Source organism: Streptomyces sp. NPDC026394 (assembly GCF_055567735.1).
This window is the reverse complement of record NZ_JBVHPX010000001.1, coordinates 410,784-425,236: the sequence shown is the minus strand read 5'-3', so window position 1 is coordinate 425,236 and position 14,453 is coordinate 410,784. Positions and strand designations below refer to the sequence as shown.

Annotated in this window: 12 protein-coding genes and 1 pseudogene; 10 read left to right on the top strand and 3 right to left on the bottom strand. The window is 72.5% G+C overall.

What is annotated here, in order from left to right; translation table 11 throughout:
* Positions 1–595 precede the first annotated feature (595 nt).
* From ACZ4QV_RS01935 to ACZ4QV_RS01920, 4 genes are all read left to right on the top strand, one after another.
* Entirely contained in the window at positions 596–2,125 is a 1,530-nt protein-coding gene (locus tag ACZ4QV_RS01935; RefSeq protein WP_361146562.1) for an FtsW/RodA/SpoVE family cell cycle protein, read from the top strand.
* Positions 2,122–3,576 carry a penicillin-binding transpeptidase domain-containing protein gene (locus ACZ4QV_RS01930; protein ID WP_361146564.1) on the top strand — a complete coding sequence of 485 codons (1,455 nt, stop codon included), beginning with the start codon at positions 2,122–2,124 and terminating at the stop codon, positions 3,574–3,576. Before ACZ4QV_RS01935 ends, ACZ4QV_RS01930 begins: the two co-directional genes overlap by 4 nt.
* Before the next feature lie 69 nt (positions 3,577–3,645).
* Entirely contained in the window at positions 3,646–4,149 is a 504-nt protein-coding gene (locus ACZ4QV_RS01925; protein ID WP_361146566.1) for an HD domain-containing protein, read from the top strand.
* A 132-nt stretch (positions 4,150–4,281) separates the two neighbouring features.
* Positions 4,282–5,145: an ABC transporter ATP-binding protein gene (locus ACZ4QV_RS01920; protein ID WP_361617365.1), complete on the top strand. Its 864-nt coding sequence runs from the start codon at positions 4,282–4,284 to the stop codon at positions 5,143–5,145.
* A 55-nt stretch (positions 5,146–5,200) separates the two neighbouring features.
* Here the strand turns inward: ACZ4QV_RS01920 and ACZ4QV_RS01915 are convergent, their stop codons facing one another.
* Positions 5,201–6,325, bottom strand: coding sequence for a ferritin-like domain-containing protein (locus ACZ4QV_RS01915; RefSeq protein WP_361146571.1), 1,125 nt, complete (start codon positions 6,323–6,325; stop codon positions 5,201–5,203).
* Between the two features lie 171 nt (positions 6,326–6,496).
* Here ACZ4QV_RS01915 and ACZ4QV_RS01910 point away from each other — a divergent pair, with 171 nt between their 5' ends.
* The 6 genes and pseudogenes from ACZ4QV_RS01910 to ACZ4QV_RS01885 all read left to right on the top strand — a co-directional run bounded on the left by ACZ4QV_RS01910 (position 6,497) and on the right by ACZ4QV_RS01885 (position 12,356).
* A complete protein-coding gene (locus ACZ4QV_RS01910) occupies positions 6,497–7,444 on the top strand; it encodes an AurF N-oxygenase family protein (protein ID WP_361146573.1) in 948 nt (315 codons plus the stop codon).
* 171 nt (positions 7,445–7,615) lie between these two features.
* Positions 7,616–8,356, top strand: coding sequence for a TetR/AcrR family transcriptional regulator (locus ACZ4QV_RS01905; protein WP_361617368.1), 741 nt, complete (start codon positions 7,616–7,618; stop codon positions 8,354–8,356).
* Between the two features lie 110 nt (positions 8,357–8,466).
* Positions 8,467–8,730: a hypothetical protein gene (locus ACZ4QV_RS01900; RefSeq protein ID WP_031001301.1), complete on the top strand. Its 264-nt coding sequence runs from the start codon at positions 8,467–8,469 to the stop codon at positions 8,728–8,730.
* Between the two features lie 406 nt (positions 8,731–9,136).
* Positions 9,137–10,153: pseudogene (locus ACZ4QV_RS01895) on the top strand (chitinase); the annotation flags it as partial.
* 191 nt (positions 10,154–10,344) lie between these two features.
* Positions 10,345–11,706 carry a C40 family peptidase gene (locus ACZ4QV_RS01890; RefSeq protein WP_361146582.1) on the top strand — a complete coding sequence of 454 codons (1,362 nt, stop codon included), beginning with the start codon at positions 10,345–10,347 and terminating at the stop codon, positions 11,704–11,706.
* A gap of 158 nt (positions 11,707–11,864) precedes the next feature.
* On the top strand, positions 11,865–12,356 hold the full coding sequence (locus tag ACZ4QV_RS01885; protein WP_467762481.1) for a hypothetical protein: 492 nt from the start codon (positions 11,865–11,867) through the stop codon (positions 12,354–12,356).
* A gap of 122 nt (positions 12,357–12,478) precedes the next feature.
* Here ACZ4QV_RS01885 and ACZ4QV_RS01880 read toward each other — a convergent pair whose 3' ends face one another.
* Positions 12,479–13,735 carry a styrene monooxygenase/indole monooxygenase family protein gene (locus ACZ4QV_RS01880; protein ID WP_467762480.1) on the bottom strand — a complete coding sequence of 419 codons (1,257 nt, stop codon included), beginning with the start codon at positions 13,733–13,735 and terminating at the stop codon, positions 12,479–12,481.
* A 54-nt stretch (positions 13,736–13,789) separates the two neighbouring features.
* Positions 13,790–14,449, bottom strand: coding sequence for a GTP-binding protein (locus tag ACZ4QV_RS01875; RefSeq protein WP_361146591.1), 660 nt, complete (start codon positions 14,447–14,449; stop codon positions 13,790–13,792).
* Positions 14,450–14,453 lie beyond the last annotated feature (4 nt).

The following is a 14,453-nucleotide window of genomic DNA, read 5'->3' as shown; positions in this document are numbered from 1 at the left end:
TGTGTGCGCGTGGTCTTGAGGGCGAGTTTACAAACTGCCATTGCGCGCAATCACGGAACAACCCCTGTTCGCCCCCTAGGGGTTTCCCCGGAGGCGGCCGCGGCGCGGCCCGGTCCGCGCGAACCGGCCCTGCTCGCGGGCCAGTAGGCCGCCGCGCCACGACGCGCCGCCGGGGTCGTGAAGCTGCCGGGCGTCATGGACGAAAGCCAACCGTACGCGGGGTGCGCGGCCCACCGTTTCCGTCACGGGCGAACGAGGCAACCCGCGCACCGTTTCACGCGTCCGCCCCGCCCGGCCGGGGAGGTGGCCGGACACCACCGGGCCCGTCCGACGCCGTACGGCCGCGGAAACCGTACCCGCCCGGCCCCGGCATCGTGCCCGCCCGCCCCCGCGGCCCGGGGCGCCGCCGGGCCCGCTCTCCGGGCGACCGCGCCCGTACGCCCCTTGCGCACAGCCGTGCGCGCGACTCCTGCCCACCCACCACTCCCCCGGTCGGCGGACACGACCCACCGACCGGCGGCCACGCCGCACCACACCCACCCCGCCCAACCCGACATAAAGGACATAAGCCTCAACGCTTGCTACGTTGCCTGTCATGACCGCACCCACGGCGGACGCTCCCCCACCGGGCCTGAGGATGCCCGGACGCCGGGGCACCGAACTGGCCCTCCTCGCCGGCGCCGTCCTGATCAGCGTCTGCGGGTACATCGACGTCGGGCTCGCCCGGCAGAACGCCGTCCCGGGCGACGCCGCGAGCTACGGGGCGGGCCTGGCCGCGCTGGCCCTCCTGGGTCACCTCGCCGTCAGGTTCCGCGCGCCGTACGCCGACCCCCTGCTGCTCCCCATCGCCATCCTGCTGAACGGGCTCGGACTGCTGCTGATCTTCCGGCTCGACCTGGAGACGCCCGCGGACCGGGCCTCCCCCACCCAGCTCGTCTGGTCCGCACTCGGCGTCGGCCTGTTCGCCGCCGTCGTCCTGCTGCTGCGGGACCACCGCACTCTCCAGCGCTACGCCTATGTGTCGGTCGCCGCCGGCCTGGCCCTGATGGTCGTCCCGATCTTCTTCCCCGCCGTGAACGGGGCCAAGATCTGGATCCGGGTGGCGGGCTTCTCCTTCCAGCCCGGCGAGTTCGCGAAGATCCTCATCACCGTCTTCTTCGCCGCGTACCTGGCGGCCAACCGCAACGCCCTCGCCCACACGGGCAAGCGGATGTGGAAGCTCCAGTTCCCCACCGGCCGGGTGCTCGGCCCGGTCGTCGCCGTCTGGCTGGTCAGCGTCGGCGTCCTGGTCCTCGAACGCGACCTGGGCACCTCGCTCCTCTTCTTCGGCGTCTTCGTCGTCCTGCTGTACGTGGCCACCGGCCGCACCGGCTGGATCGCGGTGGGCCTGCTGCTCGCCGCCGCCGGTGCCGCCGCCGTCGGTGTCCTCGAACCGCATGTGCACAGCCGGGTCGCGGACTGGCTGCACCCGTTCGCGAGCATCACGGCGGGCCGGGGCGCGAGCCAGCTCGCCCAGTCGCTGTTCGCCTTCGCCGCCGGCGGTCTGCTCGGCACCGGCCTGGGCGAGGGCCACTCCGCCCTCATCGGCTTCGCCATGAAGTCGGACTTCATCCTGGCCACCTACGGCGAGGAACTGGGCCTGACCGGCCTCACCGCCCTCTTCCTCCTCTACGCGCTCCTGGTGGCCCGCGGCTTCCGGGCCGGACTGGCGCTGCGCGACCCGTTCGGCCGGCTGCTGGCCGTGGGCCTCGCCTCCCTCCTGGCCGTCCAGGTCTTCGTCATCGCGGGCGGCGTGATGGGCCTGATCCCGCTGACCGGCATGGCGATGCCGTTCCTCGCCCAGGGCGGCTCGTCCGTCGTCACCAACTGGGTCATCGTGGCGCTGCTCATCCGGGTCAGCGACAGCGCCCGCAGACCGCACCCGGACGCCACGGAGACCGGGGTGATCGCGGCGGCGGGCCCCGCAGGCGCCCGGACCGGCGCCTCCGCCCCACCGTGCGAGGAGGACGACCTCCCGTACGGATACGGATACAGGGGCGGCGGCGGAGCCGAGGACGACCGCGACGACACCCCCGACGCCCCCGATGACCAAGACGCCTCCGACGACCAAGGCAGCCACCGGTGAACCGCTACATCCGCCGCGCCAGCGTCTTCTGCCTGATCCTGCTCGTGGCGCTGCTCCTGAACGCCGCCCGCGTCCAGGTCTTCGAGGCCGGGCGCTACGACGACAATCCCGCCAACCGGCGCGCCGCGCTGGCCCGTTACAGCCAGCCGCGCGGGGACATCCTCGTCGACGGCGAGCCGGTGACCGGCTCGCGCGACAGCGGCGGACAGCTACGGTACGAGCGGACGTACGCCGAGGGGCCGCTGTACGCGCCCGTCACCGGCTATGCCTCCCAGGTCTACGGCACCTCGCTGCTGGAGAACGCCGAGGACGACGTACTGTCCGGCACCGACCCGCAGCTCGCGCCGGTCCCGCTGTGGACCGACATCAGCCGCGCGCAGCAGCCGGGCGGGGACGTGGTCAGCACGGTCGACGCGGCGGTGCAGCAGGCCGGGTTCGAGGGGCTGGGCGGCAAGAAGGGCGCGGTGGCCGCCGTGCAGCCGCGCACCGGCAAGATCCTCGCGCTGGTCAGCACGCCGTCGTACGACCCGAACGACCTGTCCGGCACCGAGCGGTCCGTGGCCGACACCTGGAACCGGCTCAACCGGAGCGACCGCCAGCCGATGATCAACCGGGCCCTGAAGCAGACGTACCCGCCGGGCTCCACCTTCAAGGTGGTCACGGCCGCGGCGGCGCTGGACCACCGGAAGGTCACCGACATCGACGCGGCCACCGGCGCTCCGGACCCGTACACCCTTCCGGGGACGTCGACCCGGCTCACCAACGAGGCGGGCGGCTGCGCGAACGCGTCGCTGCGGCACGCCTTCGAGGTCTCCTGCAACACCGTCTTCGCCCGCCTGGGCGTGGCCGTCGGTCTGGACGGCATGGCCGGGACCGCGGAGAAGTTCGGCTTCAACGACGCGGACCTGAAGATCCCCTCCACCGCGGCCCGCAGCGTCTTCGACACCGACATGGACGACGCGCAGCTGGCCCTCTCGGCCATCGGCCAGTACGACACGACGGCCACCCCGCTCCAGATGGCGATGGTCGCCGCGGCCGTGGCCAACGACGGCGAGGTCAGATCCCCCTATCTGGTGGACAAGGTGACCGACGCGCACGGCGCCACGGTCTCCGTCACCCGGCAGAAGACCTTGCACCGGGCCATGAGCCGCGGCACCGCGCGGCACCTCCAGGAGATGATGACCGGCGTGGTCACGCGGGGTACCGGCACCGGCGCCGCGATCGACGGCGCCACGGTCGGCGGCAAGACCGGCACCGCCCAGCACGGGGTGGACAACAAGGGCACGCCGTACGCCTGGTTCGTCTCCTGGGCGAAGAAGGACGGCGCGGCCGACCCGGCGGTGGCCGTGGCGGTGGTCGTCGAGGACGCGGCCGCCGACCGCGCGGACATCAGCGGCGGCGGCAGCGCGGCGCCGATCGCCCGCGCGGTGATGCGGGCCGCGCTACGGTGACGTACCGGGGGCGTACGGGAACGCACGGGAGCGCGCGGAAAGCCGAAGCCACGATGCGCAGGGGGACGCATGGGACAGCCGGGACACGCACGTCCAGGACAGCCGGGACACCGACAGCGGGCCGGTGACCGGGCCCTCCTGACGCTCACCGAGGTGGAGGCGCTGGCCCGCCGGGCCCACGAGGGGCAGACGGACAAGGCCGGCCGCCCGTACGCGGAGCACCTCGCGGCGGTGGCCGCGGGCGTACGGGCGCGCGGCGGCAGCGACGAGCAGGTTGCCGCGGCCTGGCTGCACGACGCGGTCGAGGACGGCGCGCTCACGCCCGCGTGGCTGGCCGGCGCCGCGCTCACCGCGCGCACCAAGGCGATGGTCCGCGCGGTGACCAAGCGACCGGGGGAACCGGTCGAGGCGTACACGGCCCGCATCCTGGCCACGCCGGGCGCGCTGCTGATCAAGGAAGCGGACCTGGCGCACAACGCGGACCCGGCGCGGCTCGCGGTGCTGGACGCCGCGACGCGGGAGCGGCTGACCGTGAAGTACCGCCGGGTCCGGGGGCTGCTGGGACTGGCGTGAGGCGCCGCCGGGGTGCCCGGGGCCGGCTCCCGGCGTCGGCGCGAGACGCCACCGGCGCCGCCCGGCCCGCCCCCGGTCCACACCCCGGACACCACCCCCACAAAGCTGCCCCCTACAGCTAGCCTGCCCGCCATGACCACCTCGGAGCCCTCGGACCCCACCGCCCCCACCACTCCCTCGGCCCCTTCAGCCCCCTCGGCCCCCGGAAGCCGGGTCGTCGCGGCCCTCCACGACGCGAGCGTCCGCCGTCTCACCACCGGGCAGGTCATCCTCGACAGCGTCGACTGGACCGTACGCACCGGCGAGCACTGGGCCCTGCTCGGCGCCAACGGCGCGGGCAAGACCACCGTCCTGCGGCTGGTCGGCGCGCTGATGTTCCCCACGACCGGTACGGTCGAGGTGCTCGGCCACCGCCTCGGCACCGTCGACGTACGCGAACTGCGCACCGCGATCGGCCTGGTGTCCAGCGCGCAGAAGGTGCCTCAGGACGCGGCCGGCCACACCGTGGTGCTGACCGGTGCGACCGGCACCGTGCAGCCGCTCTGGGGGAAGTACGACGACACCACCCGTGAGCGCGCGCACGAACTGCTGGCCGAGCTGGAGTGCAAGGATCTGGCGGACCGGCCGTACGGTGTGTGTTCCGGCGGCCAGCGGGCCCGTCTCCTCATCGCCCGTGCGCTGATGGCCGACCCGTCGCTGCTCCTCCTGGACGAGCCGTTCAACGCACTCGACCTGCCGTCCCGGGAGGACCTGATCGACACCATGCACCGCTTGGCCGAAGGCCGCCCCGGCCTGTCGACGGTCACCGTCACCCACCACTTGGAGGAGCTCTCCCCCGCCATCGGCCACGCACTGCTGCTGCGCGAGGGCCGCGTGCAGGCACAGGGCCCGGTGGCGGACGTCCTCACCGGCGAGCGCATGACGGCGTGCTTCGGCCGGCCCGTGGAGGTGACCCGCCACGACGGCCGGTGGCTGGCGCGCTCGGGGCTCCGCTGACCGTCCAACTGAGCAGCCTTGACAGCGCGGCGCGGTACGCGGCCGGGCCGCGCTCTCAGGCCGGGTCCCCGTCTTCCCCTTCCTCCCCCCGTGCGATCGTCTCCGTCACCTCACCGGCCCGCGCGCGCTCCTCCTCCGCGAAGCGCTCCGCGTCGAGCCGTTCGGCCAGTTCCTCGTCCTGGGCCATCAGCTGATCCAGGTTGGAGTCACCGAGGTCGAAGACGCCCATGTCCACGTACGCGCGCTGGAGGCGTTCGCCCCACAGGCCGATGTCCTTGACGCACGGGACGATGCGGCTGAAGAGCAGTTTGCGGAAGAGGTGGAGGAATTCCGAGTTCTCGGTGAGGTCGGCGGCTTCCCGGCGGGGGACGCCGAAGTTCTCCAGGACTTCCAGGCCGCGCAGCCGGTCGCGCATCAAGTAGCAGCCCTCGATGACGAATTCCTCGCGTTCGCGCAGTTCGGCGTCGGAGAGCTGCTTGTAGTAGTCGCGCAGTGCCAGCCGCCCGAAGGCGACGTGCCGGGCCTCGTCCTGCATGACATAGGTCAGGATCTGCCGGGGGAGCGGCTGGGTGGTGGTGTCGCGGATCATGCCGAAGGCGGCCAGCGCGAGGCCCTCGATCAGTACCTGCATCCCGAGGTAGGGCATGTCCCAGCGGGAGTCCCTGAGGGTGTCGCCCAGGAGCGCCTGGAGGTTGTCGTTGACCGGGTAGAGCATCCCGATCTTGTCCTTGAGGAAACGGCTGTAGATCTCGGCGTGCCGGGCCTCGTCCATGGTCTGGGTCGCGGAGTAGAACTTCGCGTCGAGGTCGGGGACGGTCTCCACGATCCGCGCGGCGCAGACCATCGCGCCCTGCTCACCGTGCAGGAACTGGCTGAACTGCCAGGCCGCGTAGTGCTGCCGCAGTTCACCGCGTTCCTTGTCCGACATCCGGTCCCAGTACGGCGTGCCGTACAGGGAAACCGATTCGTCCGGGGTACCGAGCGGGTCGTACGGGTCCACCTCCTGCGCCCAGTCGATGCGCAGGCCGGCGTCCCACTGCTTGTCCTTGCCCTTCTGGTAGAGGGCCAGCAGCCGCTCGCGGCCGTCGTCGTACTCCCAGCTCAGACGGGCCGGACTGCCCGCCGGTACGGTCCACCGCTCCGCGCCCGGGTCCTGTGTGTACAGCTCGCGGCTCGACACCTGTGCCTCCTCGCTTCGCTTCCCGGCCCCCGTACCGGAGACGGTCGTTGGCAGGCTCACACGGACTTACCGGCGGGTCAACAATTCGCGCGCAGGGGATTGACGGGCTTGCTGACAAGCAGTCTCATAAGACGTGACCGCGGGTAACCCACGAGCGAGGTAGCCACAGCCATGACGACCGTGACGACAGCGAACACCGTGACGGAGCCGGACGTCCTCCGGGACGCCCTCGGGCTGCTCAAGGACCGCGAGCAGGTGGCGGAACGACTGCTCGACTCCTCCGCGAAGCACTCCTTCGACCCGGACACCGAACTCGACTGGGACGCCCCCCTGGAAGAGGGCAAGTGGTTCTGGCCGCCGGAGCTGGTGTCCCTCTACGACACCCCGATGTGGAAGAAGATGTCCGAGGAGCAGCGGATGGAGCTGTCCCGGCACGAGGCCGCCTCCCTGGCCTCGCTGGGCATCTGGTTCGAGATCATCCTGATGCAGCTACTGGTACGGCACATCTACGACAAGTCCGTCACCAGCGCACACGTCCGCTATGCCCTGACCGAGATAGCCGACGAGTGCCGGCACTCGAAGATGTTCGCGCGCATGATCCAGAAGGGCGAGGCGCCCGCGTACCCCGTCTCCCGCCTCAACCACAATCTCGCGCGCATCCTCAAGACGGTCTCCACGACGCCCGGTTCGTTCGCCTGCACGCTGCTCGGCGAGGAGATCCTGGACTGGATGCAGCGGCTGACCTTCCCGGACGAGCGGGTCCAGACGATCGTGCGCGGCGTCACCCGCATCCACGTCGTCGAGGAGGCCCGTCACGTCCGGTACGCCCGCGAGGAACTGCGCCGCCAGATGGTCACCGCGCCGCGCTGGGAGCAGGAACTGACCCGCGTCAGCTGCGGCGAGGCGGCCCGCGTCTTCTCCATCGCCTTCGTCAACCCGCAGGTCTACACGAACGTCGGGCTGGACCGGCGGGAGGCGGTCGCCCAGGTGAAGGCCAGCGGCCACCGCCGCGAGGTGATGCAGTCCGGCGCGGGCCGGCTGACGGAGTTCCTCGACGACATCGGCGTCCTGCGCGGCGTGGGCCGCAAGCTCTGGAAGAGTTCGGGGCTGCTGGCGTAACCGCCGGACCGCGGCGGCGATTCGGGCCGGAGCGCCCGGCGCCGCACCGGCGTGCCCCGGGTCCGGTGCGGGCCCGGGGCGCACCGGCGCGACGCGGACCGCGCACGCGGACGCACCCGGCCCCCCGTACCCGCCCCGGCGCTTTCCCCGCAGGCCGGTTACGCTGCTGGAATGAACGGCAGCGGCACCGCCCCAGCAGTACCCCGACCCGCCTACCGCAGGCTCAGCGTCGAGCAGCGCCGCTCCCAACTCCTGACCGCCGCCCTGAGCCTGTTCGCCCAGCGTGCCCCCGAGGACGTGTCGCTGGACGACGTGGCGGCCGCCGCGCAGGTGTCCCGGCCGCTGGTCTACCGCTACTTCCCCGGCGGCAAACAGCAGTTGTACGAGGCCGCCCTGCGCAGCGCGGCCGACATACTGGAGGGCTGCTTCGACGAGCCGGAGGACGGTCCGCTGACCCGACGCCTCGGGCGGGCGCTCGACCGCTATCTGGCGTTCGTCGACGAGCACGACGCGGGGTTCAGCGCCCTCCTCCAGGGCGGCAGCGTCGTCGAGACGGCCCGGACGTCCGCGATCGTCGACGAGGTGCGGCGCACCGCCGCCGAGCAGATCCTGCACCACCTCGGCGCCGCGTCCCCCTCGCCCCGGCTGCGGATGGCGGTCCGTACGTGGATCACGGCCGTCGAGGCCGCCTCCCTGATCTGGCTGGACGAGGACAAGCAGCCCCCGCTGGACGAACTGCGGGACTGGCTCGTCGACCACTTCGTCGCGCTGCTGACCGCGACGGCGGCCACCGACGAGCAGGCCGCGCGGGTGGCGCGGTCGGCGCTGGCGATGGAGACCGCCGAGGGGCCGGTCGGCCGACTGGCCCGGCGCATCCTGCCGATCGTGGCGGACGCGACCCATCTCCTGTGAGCCGAGGCCACTCGGGTCTGCTGTGAGCCGGGGCCACTCGGGCGCGTTTCCGCCCGGACTGGCCTGACCTGCGCTTTCACCGGGCTGTACATCGATGTGAGACTGGTGGGGTGAGAAGCGAGAACACCCCGTTCGTCGGCGGCCCGCTGGACGGGCGGGTGCTGCCGGTCCTCGTCGGCGCGACCGGCCAGCCGCCGAAGACGTACGAGATCCCGGTACCGAACGACGACGGCCGCCCGCCGACGGTGCACCTGTACCGGCGTGCGCCGGGCCGGGTGGGGCGGCTGGGCCTGCCCCGGGGCTGGAAGTACGAGTACGACCCGGCGGGCCGGCCGCCGGGCGGCCCGAAGTGGCCGTGGGCGAAGCGGCGTTGACCGTACGGCGGACGCCCGCCGACCGTACGGCTCGGTAACCCCGGCCACCCACCACTCCACTTGGTCCGGACCATTGACAGTACTGGTCTAGTCCTGTTTGCTGCCTGCCCAGGGGGAGCCGCTTCTGCGCCTCCCTGGCAAGGCCCCACCCCGTAGGGGCGGCCCCCTCCAGCACCTTCGGCATCCGCGTACGTCCCCTCCGTACCGCCGTCGACAAGGAGCCCCCATGCGCCGCAGCCGTACCCGCAGTCCCGGACCCGGCCCGTCCGGGAGACCGCTGACCGCCACCCTCGCCGCCGCGGCCGCCGGTCTCCTCGGCGCCACGGCCCTGTTCGTCACCCCCGCCCAGGCCGGCCCGCCGCCCGCAGCGGCCGCCACCGCCGCACCGGCCGCCCGCACCCAGGCCCTCCCCGAGCACGCCCTCGTCGGCTACCTCCACGCGAGCTTCGCCAACGGCTCCGGGTACACCCGCCTGGCCGACGTCCCGGACAGTTGGGACGTCGTCAACCTCGCCTTCGGCGAGCCGACCTCCGTCACCTCCGGCGACATCCGCTTCTCGCTCTGCCCGAAGACCGAGTGTCCGGGCGTGGAGACCGAGGCCGAGTTCACGGCCGCGGTCAAAACGAAGCAGGCCGCGGGCAAGAAGGTGCAGATCTCGATCGGCGGGCAGAACGGGCAGGTGCGGCTCACCACCACCGCCGCCCGCGACCGGTTCGTCCAGTCGGTCGGCGCGATCATCGACCGGTACGGGCTGGACGGTCTGGACATCGACTTCGAGGGTCACTCCCTCTCACTGGCCACCGGCGACACCGACTTCAAGCACCCGAAGACCCCCTCGATCGTCAACCTGATCTCGGCGGTCAAGACCCTCAAGGCCCGGTACGGCGCCGGGTTCACCCTGACCATGGCGCCGGAGACCTTCTTCGTCCAGCTCGGCTACCAGTTCTACGGTTCGGGGCCCTGGGGCGGCCAGGACCCGCGCGCCGGCGCGTACCTGCCCGTCGTCCACGCCCTGCGGGACGACCTGACCCTGCTGCACGTACAGGACTACAACTCCGGCCCGGTCATGGGCCTGGACAACCAGTACCACTTCATGGGCAGCGCGGACTTCCACATCGCGATGACCGACATGCTGCTGACCGGCTTCCCGGTGGCCGGCAACCAGAACAACGTCTTCCCCGCGCTCAAGCCGTCCCAGGTCGCCATCGGCCTGCCCGCCTCCCCGTACGCGGGCAACGGGTACACCGCCCCCGCCGAGGTCACCAAGGCCCTCAACTGCCTCACCCGGGGCACCGACTGCGGCAGCTACCGGACCCACGGCCGCTGGCCCGGCATGCGCGGCCTGATGACCTGGTCCGTCAACTGGGACCGGTTCGGCAGGTGGGAGTTCCAGAGAAACTTCGACGCGTATTACGGACGCTGACAGCCCCTCAGCAGCACGTCCGTGCCGCCACCGGGCACCGGGACACGCCCCCGGCCGCCGATCGGGTGACCGTACCGCTCCGGTGGCCCCACCCCCACGGCGAAGATACGACCACCGTGGCACGATCCGAACGAACCGGGCGGCGGACCGCGGGTCCGCCGGAGTCGTAGCTGTCCGTCGGAGGTGGGTTCGTGTCGCAGCGGTGCACGTCGGAGCGGTCCGGGCCGGGACGGGCCGGGCACGATCGGTCCGGCCCGGGGCGGCCGGGACCTTGGCGGCCGGGGCCGTCCCGGCTCGTACGGTCGGTCTGCGCGACGGCGCTGGCGGGCGCGGTCGCCCTGGCCCTGCCCGCCGCGCCCGTGCACGCCGTACCGGAACCGGACCCGGCCGCGACCGGAGCCCTGGAACTGCCGGACGGACCGGACACACCGGACGGACCAGCCGCCCCGGATTCACCCGTCGGACCGGACGGACCGGACGGACCCGAGGACCCTGAAGCAACCGACTCCGGCGAGGACCCGTCTCTCCGCCGCCTGCTGACCCGCCTCCAGGACCTGTACCGGCGGACCGAGCAGGCCACCGAGGCGTACAACGCCACCGAGGAGGACCTCAAGGCCCAGCGCAAGGAGTCGCAGGACCTCAACGTCCGGCTGGCCCGGGCCCGGACCCGGCTCGCCGACGGTCAGGCCGACGCGGGACGGCTCGCCCGCCAGCAGTACCAGGGCGGCGCCGCCGCCGGACTCTCCACGTACCTGCGCATGCTGCTCTCCGCCGACCCGCGGGAGGTACTGGAGGAGGGCCACCTCTTCAAGGAGGCGGCCGGCAGCCAGGCCGCCACCGTCGCCCGGCTCACCGGCAACGAGAAGCGGGCCGACGAGCTGGCGAAGGCGGCACGCGCCGCGCTGGACGAGCAGCAGGTGCTCACCGAGCGGCGCCGCCGGCAGCGGGACGCGGTCGAGGGCCGCCTCAAGGAGGTCGAGGAACTGCTCTCCACGCTCTCCGAGGACCAGCTCGCCGAACTGGGCCGGATGGAACAGCAGGGCACGGACGAGGCACAGCGCAGCCTGCTGTCCTCCGGGGAGCTGAGCGGGTCCCGGGCACCGTCGGCGCACGGCGACCGGGCCGTGCGGTACGGCCTCCGGCAGGTCGGCAAGCCGTACGTCTGGGGAGCGCAGGGCCCCGGCTCCTTCGACTGCTCCGGCCTCACCTCGCAGGCATGGTCGCACGCCGGGCGTCCCATCCCGCGCACCAGCCAGGAACAGTGGCGGCGGCTGCCGCACGTACCGCTGCGGGCGCTGCGCCCGGGCGACCTGGTGATCTACTTCCCCGGTGCCACGCACGTCGCGATGTACCTGGGCGACGGCATGGTGGTCCAGGCGCCCCGCCCCGGCGCCCGGGTCAAGGTCTCCCCCGTCGCGTCGAACCCCCTGCTGGGCGCCGTCCGCCCGGACCGCGGCGCTTCGCCCCTGCGCGCCTACGCCCCGCCGCCGCTGCCGGACGACGCGACGGCGGGCAGCGACACGGGCTACGGCTCGGCGACGGGCCCGGCCTGACCGAGCGGGCACGGGCGCAGCACGCCCGTACGCGCCCCCGAGGAGGAACGACGACCCGGACGCGGGCGGGCGAGCGGTTGCACGACGCCTACACCTTTGCAGCCAATCGGTCATCCAGAGGGCACCGTGCGCGCACATTCCCGCCGTGAACTTGCCCCATGGCTTCGAATCCCACAGCTCCCCCGATCGCTGCCCCCGCCGATGCCTCCGCCTCCGTGACCGCCCCCGTACCCGCTCCCGCCAGGCCCGGCGGCCCACTCCTCCGAGGGCTGCCCCGCACCGTCGTCACCCTCGCCACGGGCACCGCCGCAGGCGCCCTGTCCGCCTACATCGCCATCACCGGCGACGGGGACGGCATGACCGTCGACGCCGCTTCCCGCCTGGCCTCCGGCTACCTCCCGTACGCGGTGATCGTCTTCGTGCTCGGCGTCACCGCCCCCGGCGCCGTACACGCCGTGGCCCGGGCGACGCTCTCCCAGGTGATCATGGTCCTGGCCTACTACACGTGGAAGCCGATGATCTCCTTCAGCAGGACCCCCACCATGGCCACGCACTACGCCCAGCAGTGGCTCCTCGTGGCCGTCACTGCCGTCCCACTGGCCGCACTCGCGTCCTACGCACTCCGCAGAGCGCTGAAAACTCTTCTCTGAGAGGAGAAGGCGAGGACGCGCTGCGCGACGTTCTCTTCACCGGCTTCGGCCCGGGGCAGGCACAGGGCGGGGGCGCCGAGGGTTCGCCGGGCGCCCTCGCCCTGTTGCCGGCCAGGGATCCGTCAGGCTCCGGTCACCGAAGCCAGGTACGCCTCCGCCTTCTCCGGCTCGAAGAAGAAGTTGTCGAAGTCCGCCGGGTCGTTGAAGCCGTTCGCGAAGCGGTCGGCGACGGGCTGGAGTTGGCCCGCTGCCCCGATCAGGTTGAGTACGTGCTCGGGCGGCGGCGCCAGCATCGCGCTGGTCCACCTGGTGACGTGCCGGGCGGTCTGCCAGTAGCGGTCGAAGGCGGTCTGCATCCACTCCGCGTCGAAGGGGCGGTCGCCGTGCTCGATGATGGAGGCGAGGTAGGAAGCGGCGCACTTGGACGCCGAGTTGGAGCCCTGGCCGGTGATCGGGTCGTTGGCGACGACGACGTCCGCGACGCCGAGGACCAGGCCGCCGGAGGGGAGCCGGCCGACGGGGTTGCGCACGGTGGGGGCGTACCGCCCGGCCAGGGTGCCGTTGGCGTCGGTCAGCTCGACCTTGGTGGCGCGCGCGTACTCCCAGGGGGTGAAGCGCTCCATGAGTTCCAGGGTCGTCGCCAGGTGCTCGTCGGGGTCCCGCACGCCCGCGAAGACGTCCAGCGGGCCGCCGGGTATGCCCTCCCAGAAGAGGATGTCGGCGCGGCCGGAGTTGGTCAGCGTCGGCATGATGAACAGCTCGCCGACGCCCGGTACGAGGTTGCAGCGCACCGCGTCGAAGTCGGGGTGCTCGGGGCGGGGGGCCAGGCCGTGCACGTACGCGACGGACAGCGCGCGCTGCGGGGCGTCGTAGGGGGAACGGGAGGCGTCCCGGCCGAACATCGACACCAGTTCGCCCTTGCCGGCGGAGACCAGCGTCAGGTCGTAGCGGCTCGCGAAGAAGTCGAGGTCGGAGACGGCGGCGCCGTGGATGACCAACTGCCCGCCGCGCTGTGCGAAGGTCTCCATCCAGCCGGCCATCTTCAGGCGCTGGTCGACGGACTGGGCGTAGCCGTCCAGCTTGCCGACCCAGTCGACGGCGCGCTGGGTGCCGCCGGGCTCCGCGTGGCTTCCGGGGGCGGCCACCGAGACGCCGAGGCCCTCGATGCGCGGGGCCTGGCTCTCCCAGAAGTTCAGCGCCAGGTCGCGCTCGTGCTGGAGCGCGGTGTGGAACATGCACTGCGTGGACATGACCCGGCCGGAGCGGATCTCGTCCGCGGTGCGGTTGGACATGAGGGTGACCTCATAGCCCTGGGCCTGGAGCCCGAGGGCGAGCTGGAGACCGGACTGGCCGGCTCCGACGATGAGTATCTTCCGCATGGTGGTGCTCTCTTCCCAGATACGGGGGGCGGCGGTACGGGGGCGGCTCGGGGGCTATTCGGGAGTGGCTTCGAGGGCGTGGGCGACGAGGGCGAGCAGCGACTCGACGACCGTGATCCGCCGACGCGCGTCCATGACCACGACGGGCACGTGCGGCGGCACGGTCAGCGCCTCGCGCACGTCCTCGACGGCGTACGCGGCCGTCCCCTCGAAGTGGTTGACGGCGACGATGTACGGCAGGCCGCAGCTCTCGAAGTAGTCGAGCGCGGGGAAGCAGTCGTCCAGCCGGCGGGTGTCGGCCATCACGACGGCGCCGATCGCGCCGCGCACCAGGTCGTCCCACATGAACCAGAACCGCTGCTGCCCCGGCGTACCGAACAGGTACAGCACCAGGTCGGAGTCGAGGGTGATCCGCCCGAAGTCCATCGCGACCGTGGTGGTGGTCTTGTGCGGGGTGGCGGACAGATCGTCCGTCCCCTCGCTGGCCTGCGTCATCACCGCTTCGGTCTGCAGGGGGGTGATCTCCGAGACCGAGCCCACGAACGTCGTCTTGCCCACGCCGAAGCCGCCCGCCACCACGATCTTGGTCGCGATGGGGGCGCGGGAACGATCCGTCTGCCAGCTCTGCAGCCCCGCCTCGTCGTCGACGGCGGGCGCCCCGGCCCCGGCGGATTCACGCGGCGCTCCGGCCACCCCGGCCGTACCGGCCGTCATCGTG

What these genes read in the sequence shown, in the direction of transcription:
- ACZ4QV_RS01935 (WP_361146562.1), top strand. Translation starts at nt 596, where the DNA reads ATGACCGCACCCACGGCGGACGCTCCCCCACCGGGCCTGAGGATGCCC.
- ACZ4QV_RS01925 (WP_361146566.1), top strand. Translation starts at nt 3,646, where the DNA reads ATGGGACAGCCGGGACACGCACGTCCAGGACAGCCGGGACACCGACAG.
- ACZ4QV_RS01920 (WP_361617365.1), top strand. Translation starts at nt 4,282, where the DNA reads ATGACCACCTCGGAGCCCTCGGACCCCACCGCCCCCACCACTCCCTCG.
- ACZ4QV_RS01910 (WP_361146573.1), top strand. Translation starts at nt 6,497, where the DNA reads ATGACGACCGTGACGACAGCGAACACCGTGACGGAGCCGGACGTCCTC.
- ACZ4QV_RS01905 (WP_361617368.1), top strand. Translation starts at nt 7,616, where the DNA reads ATGAACGGCAGCGGCACCGCCCCAGCAGTACCCCGACCCGCCTACCGC.
- ACZ4QV_RS01885 (WP_467762481.1), top strand. Translation starts at nt 11,865, where the DNA reads ATGGCTTCGAATCCCACAGCTCCCCCGATCGCTGCCCCCGCCGATGCC.
- ACZ4QV_RS01880 (WP_467762480.1), bottom strand. Translation starts at nt 13,735, where the DNA reads ATGCGGAAGATACTCATCGTCGGAGCCGGCCAGTCCGGTCTCCAGCTC.
- ACZ4QV_RS01875 (WP_361146591.1), bottom strand. Translation starts at nt 14,449, where the DNA reads ATGACGGCCGGTACGGCCGGGGTGGCCGGAGCGCCGCGTGAATCCGCC.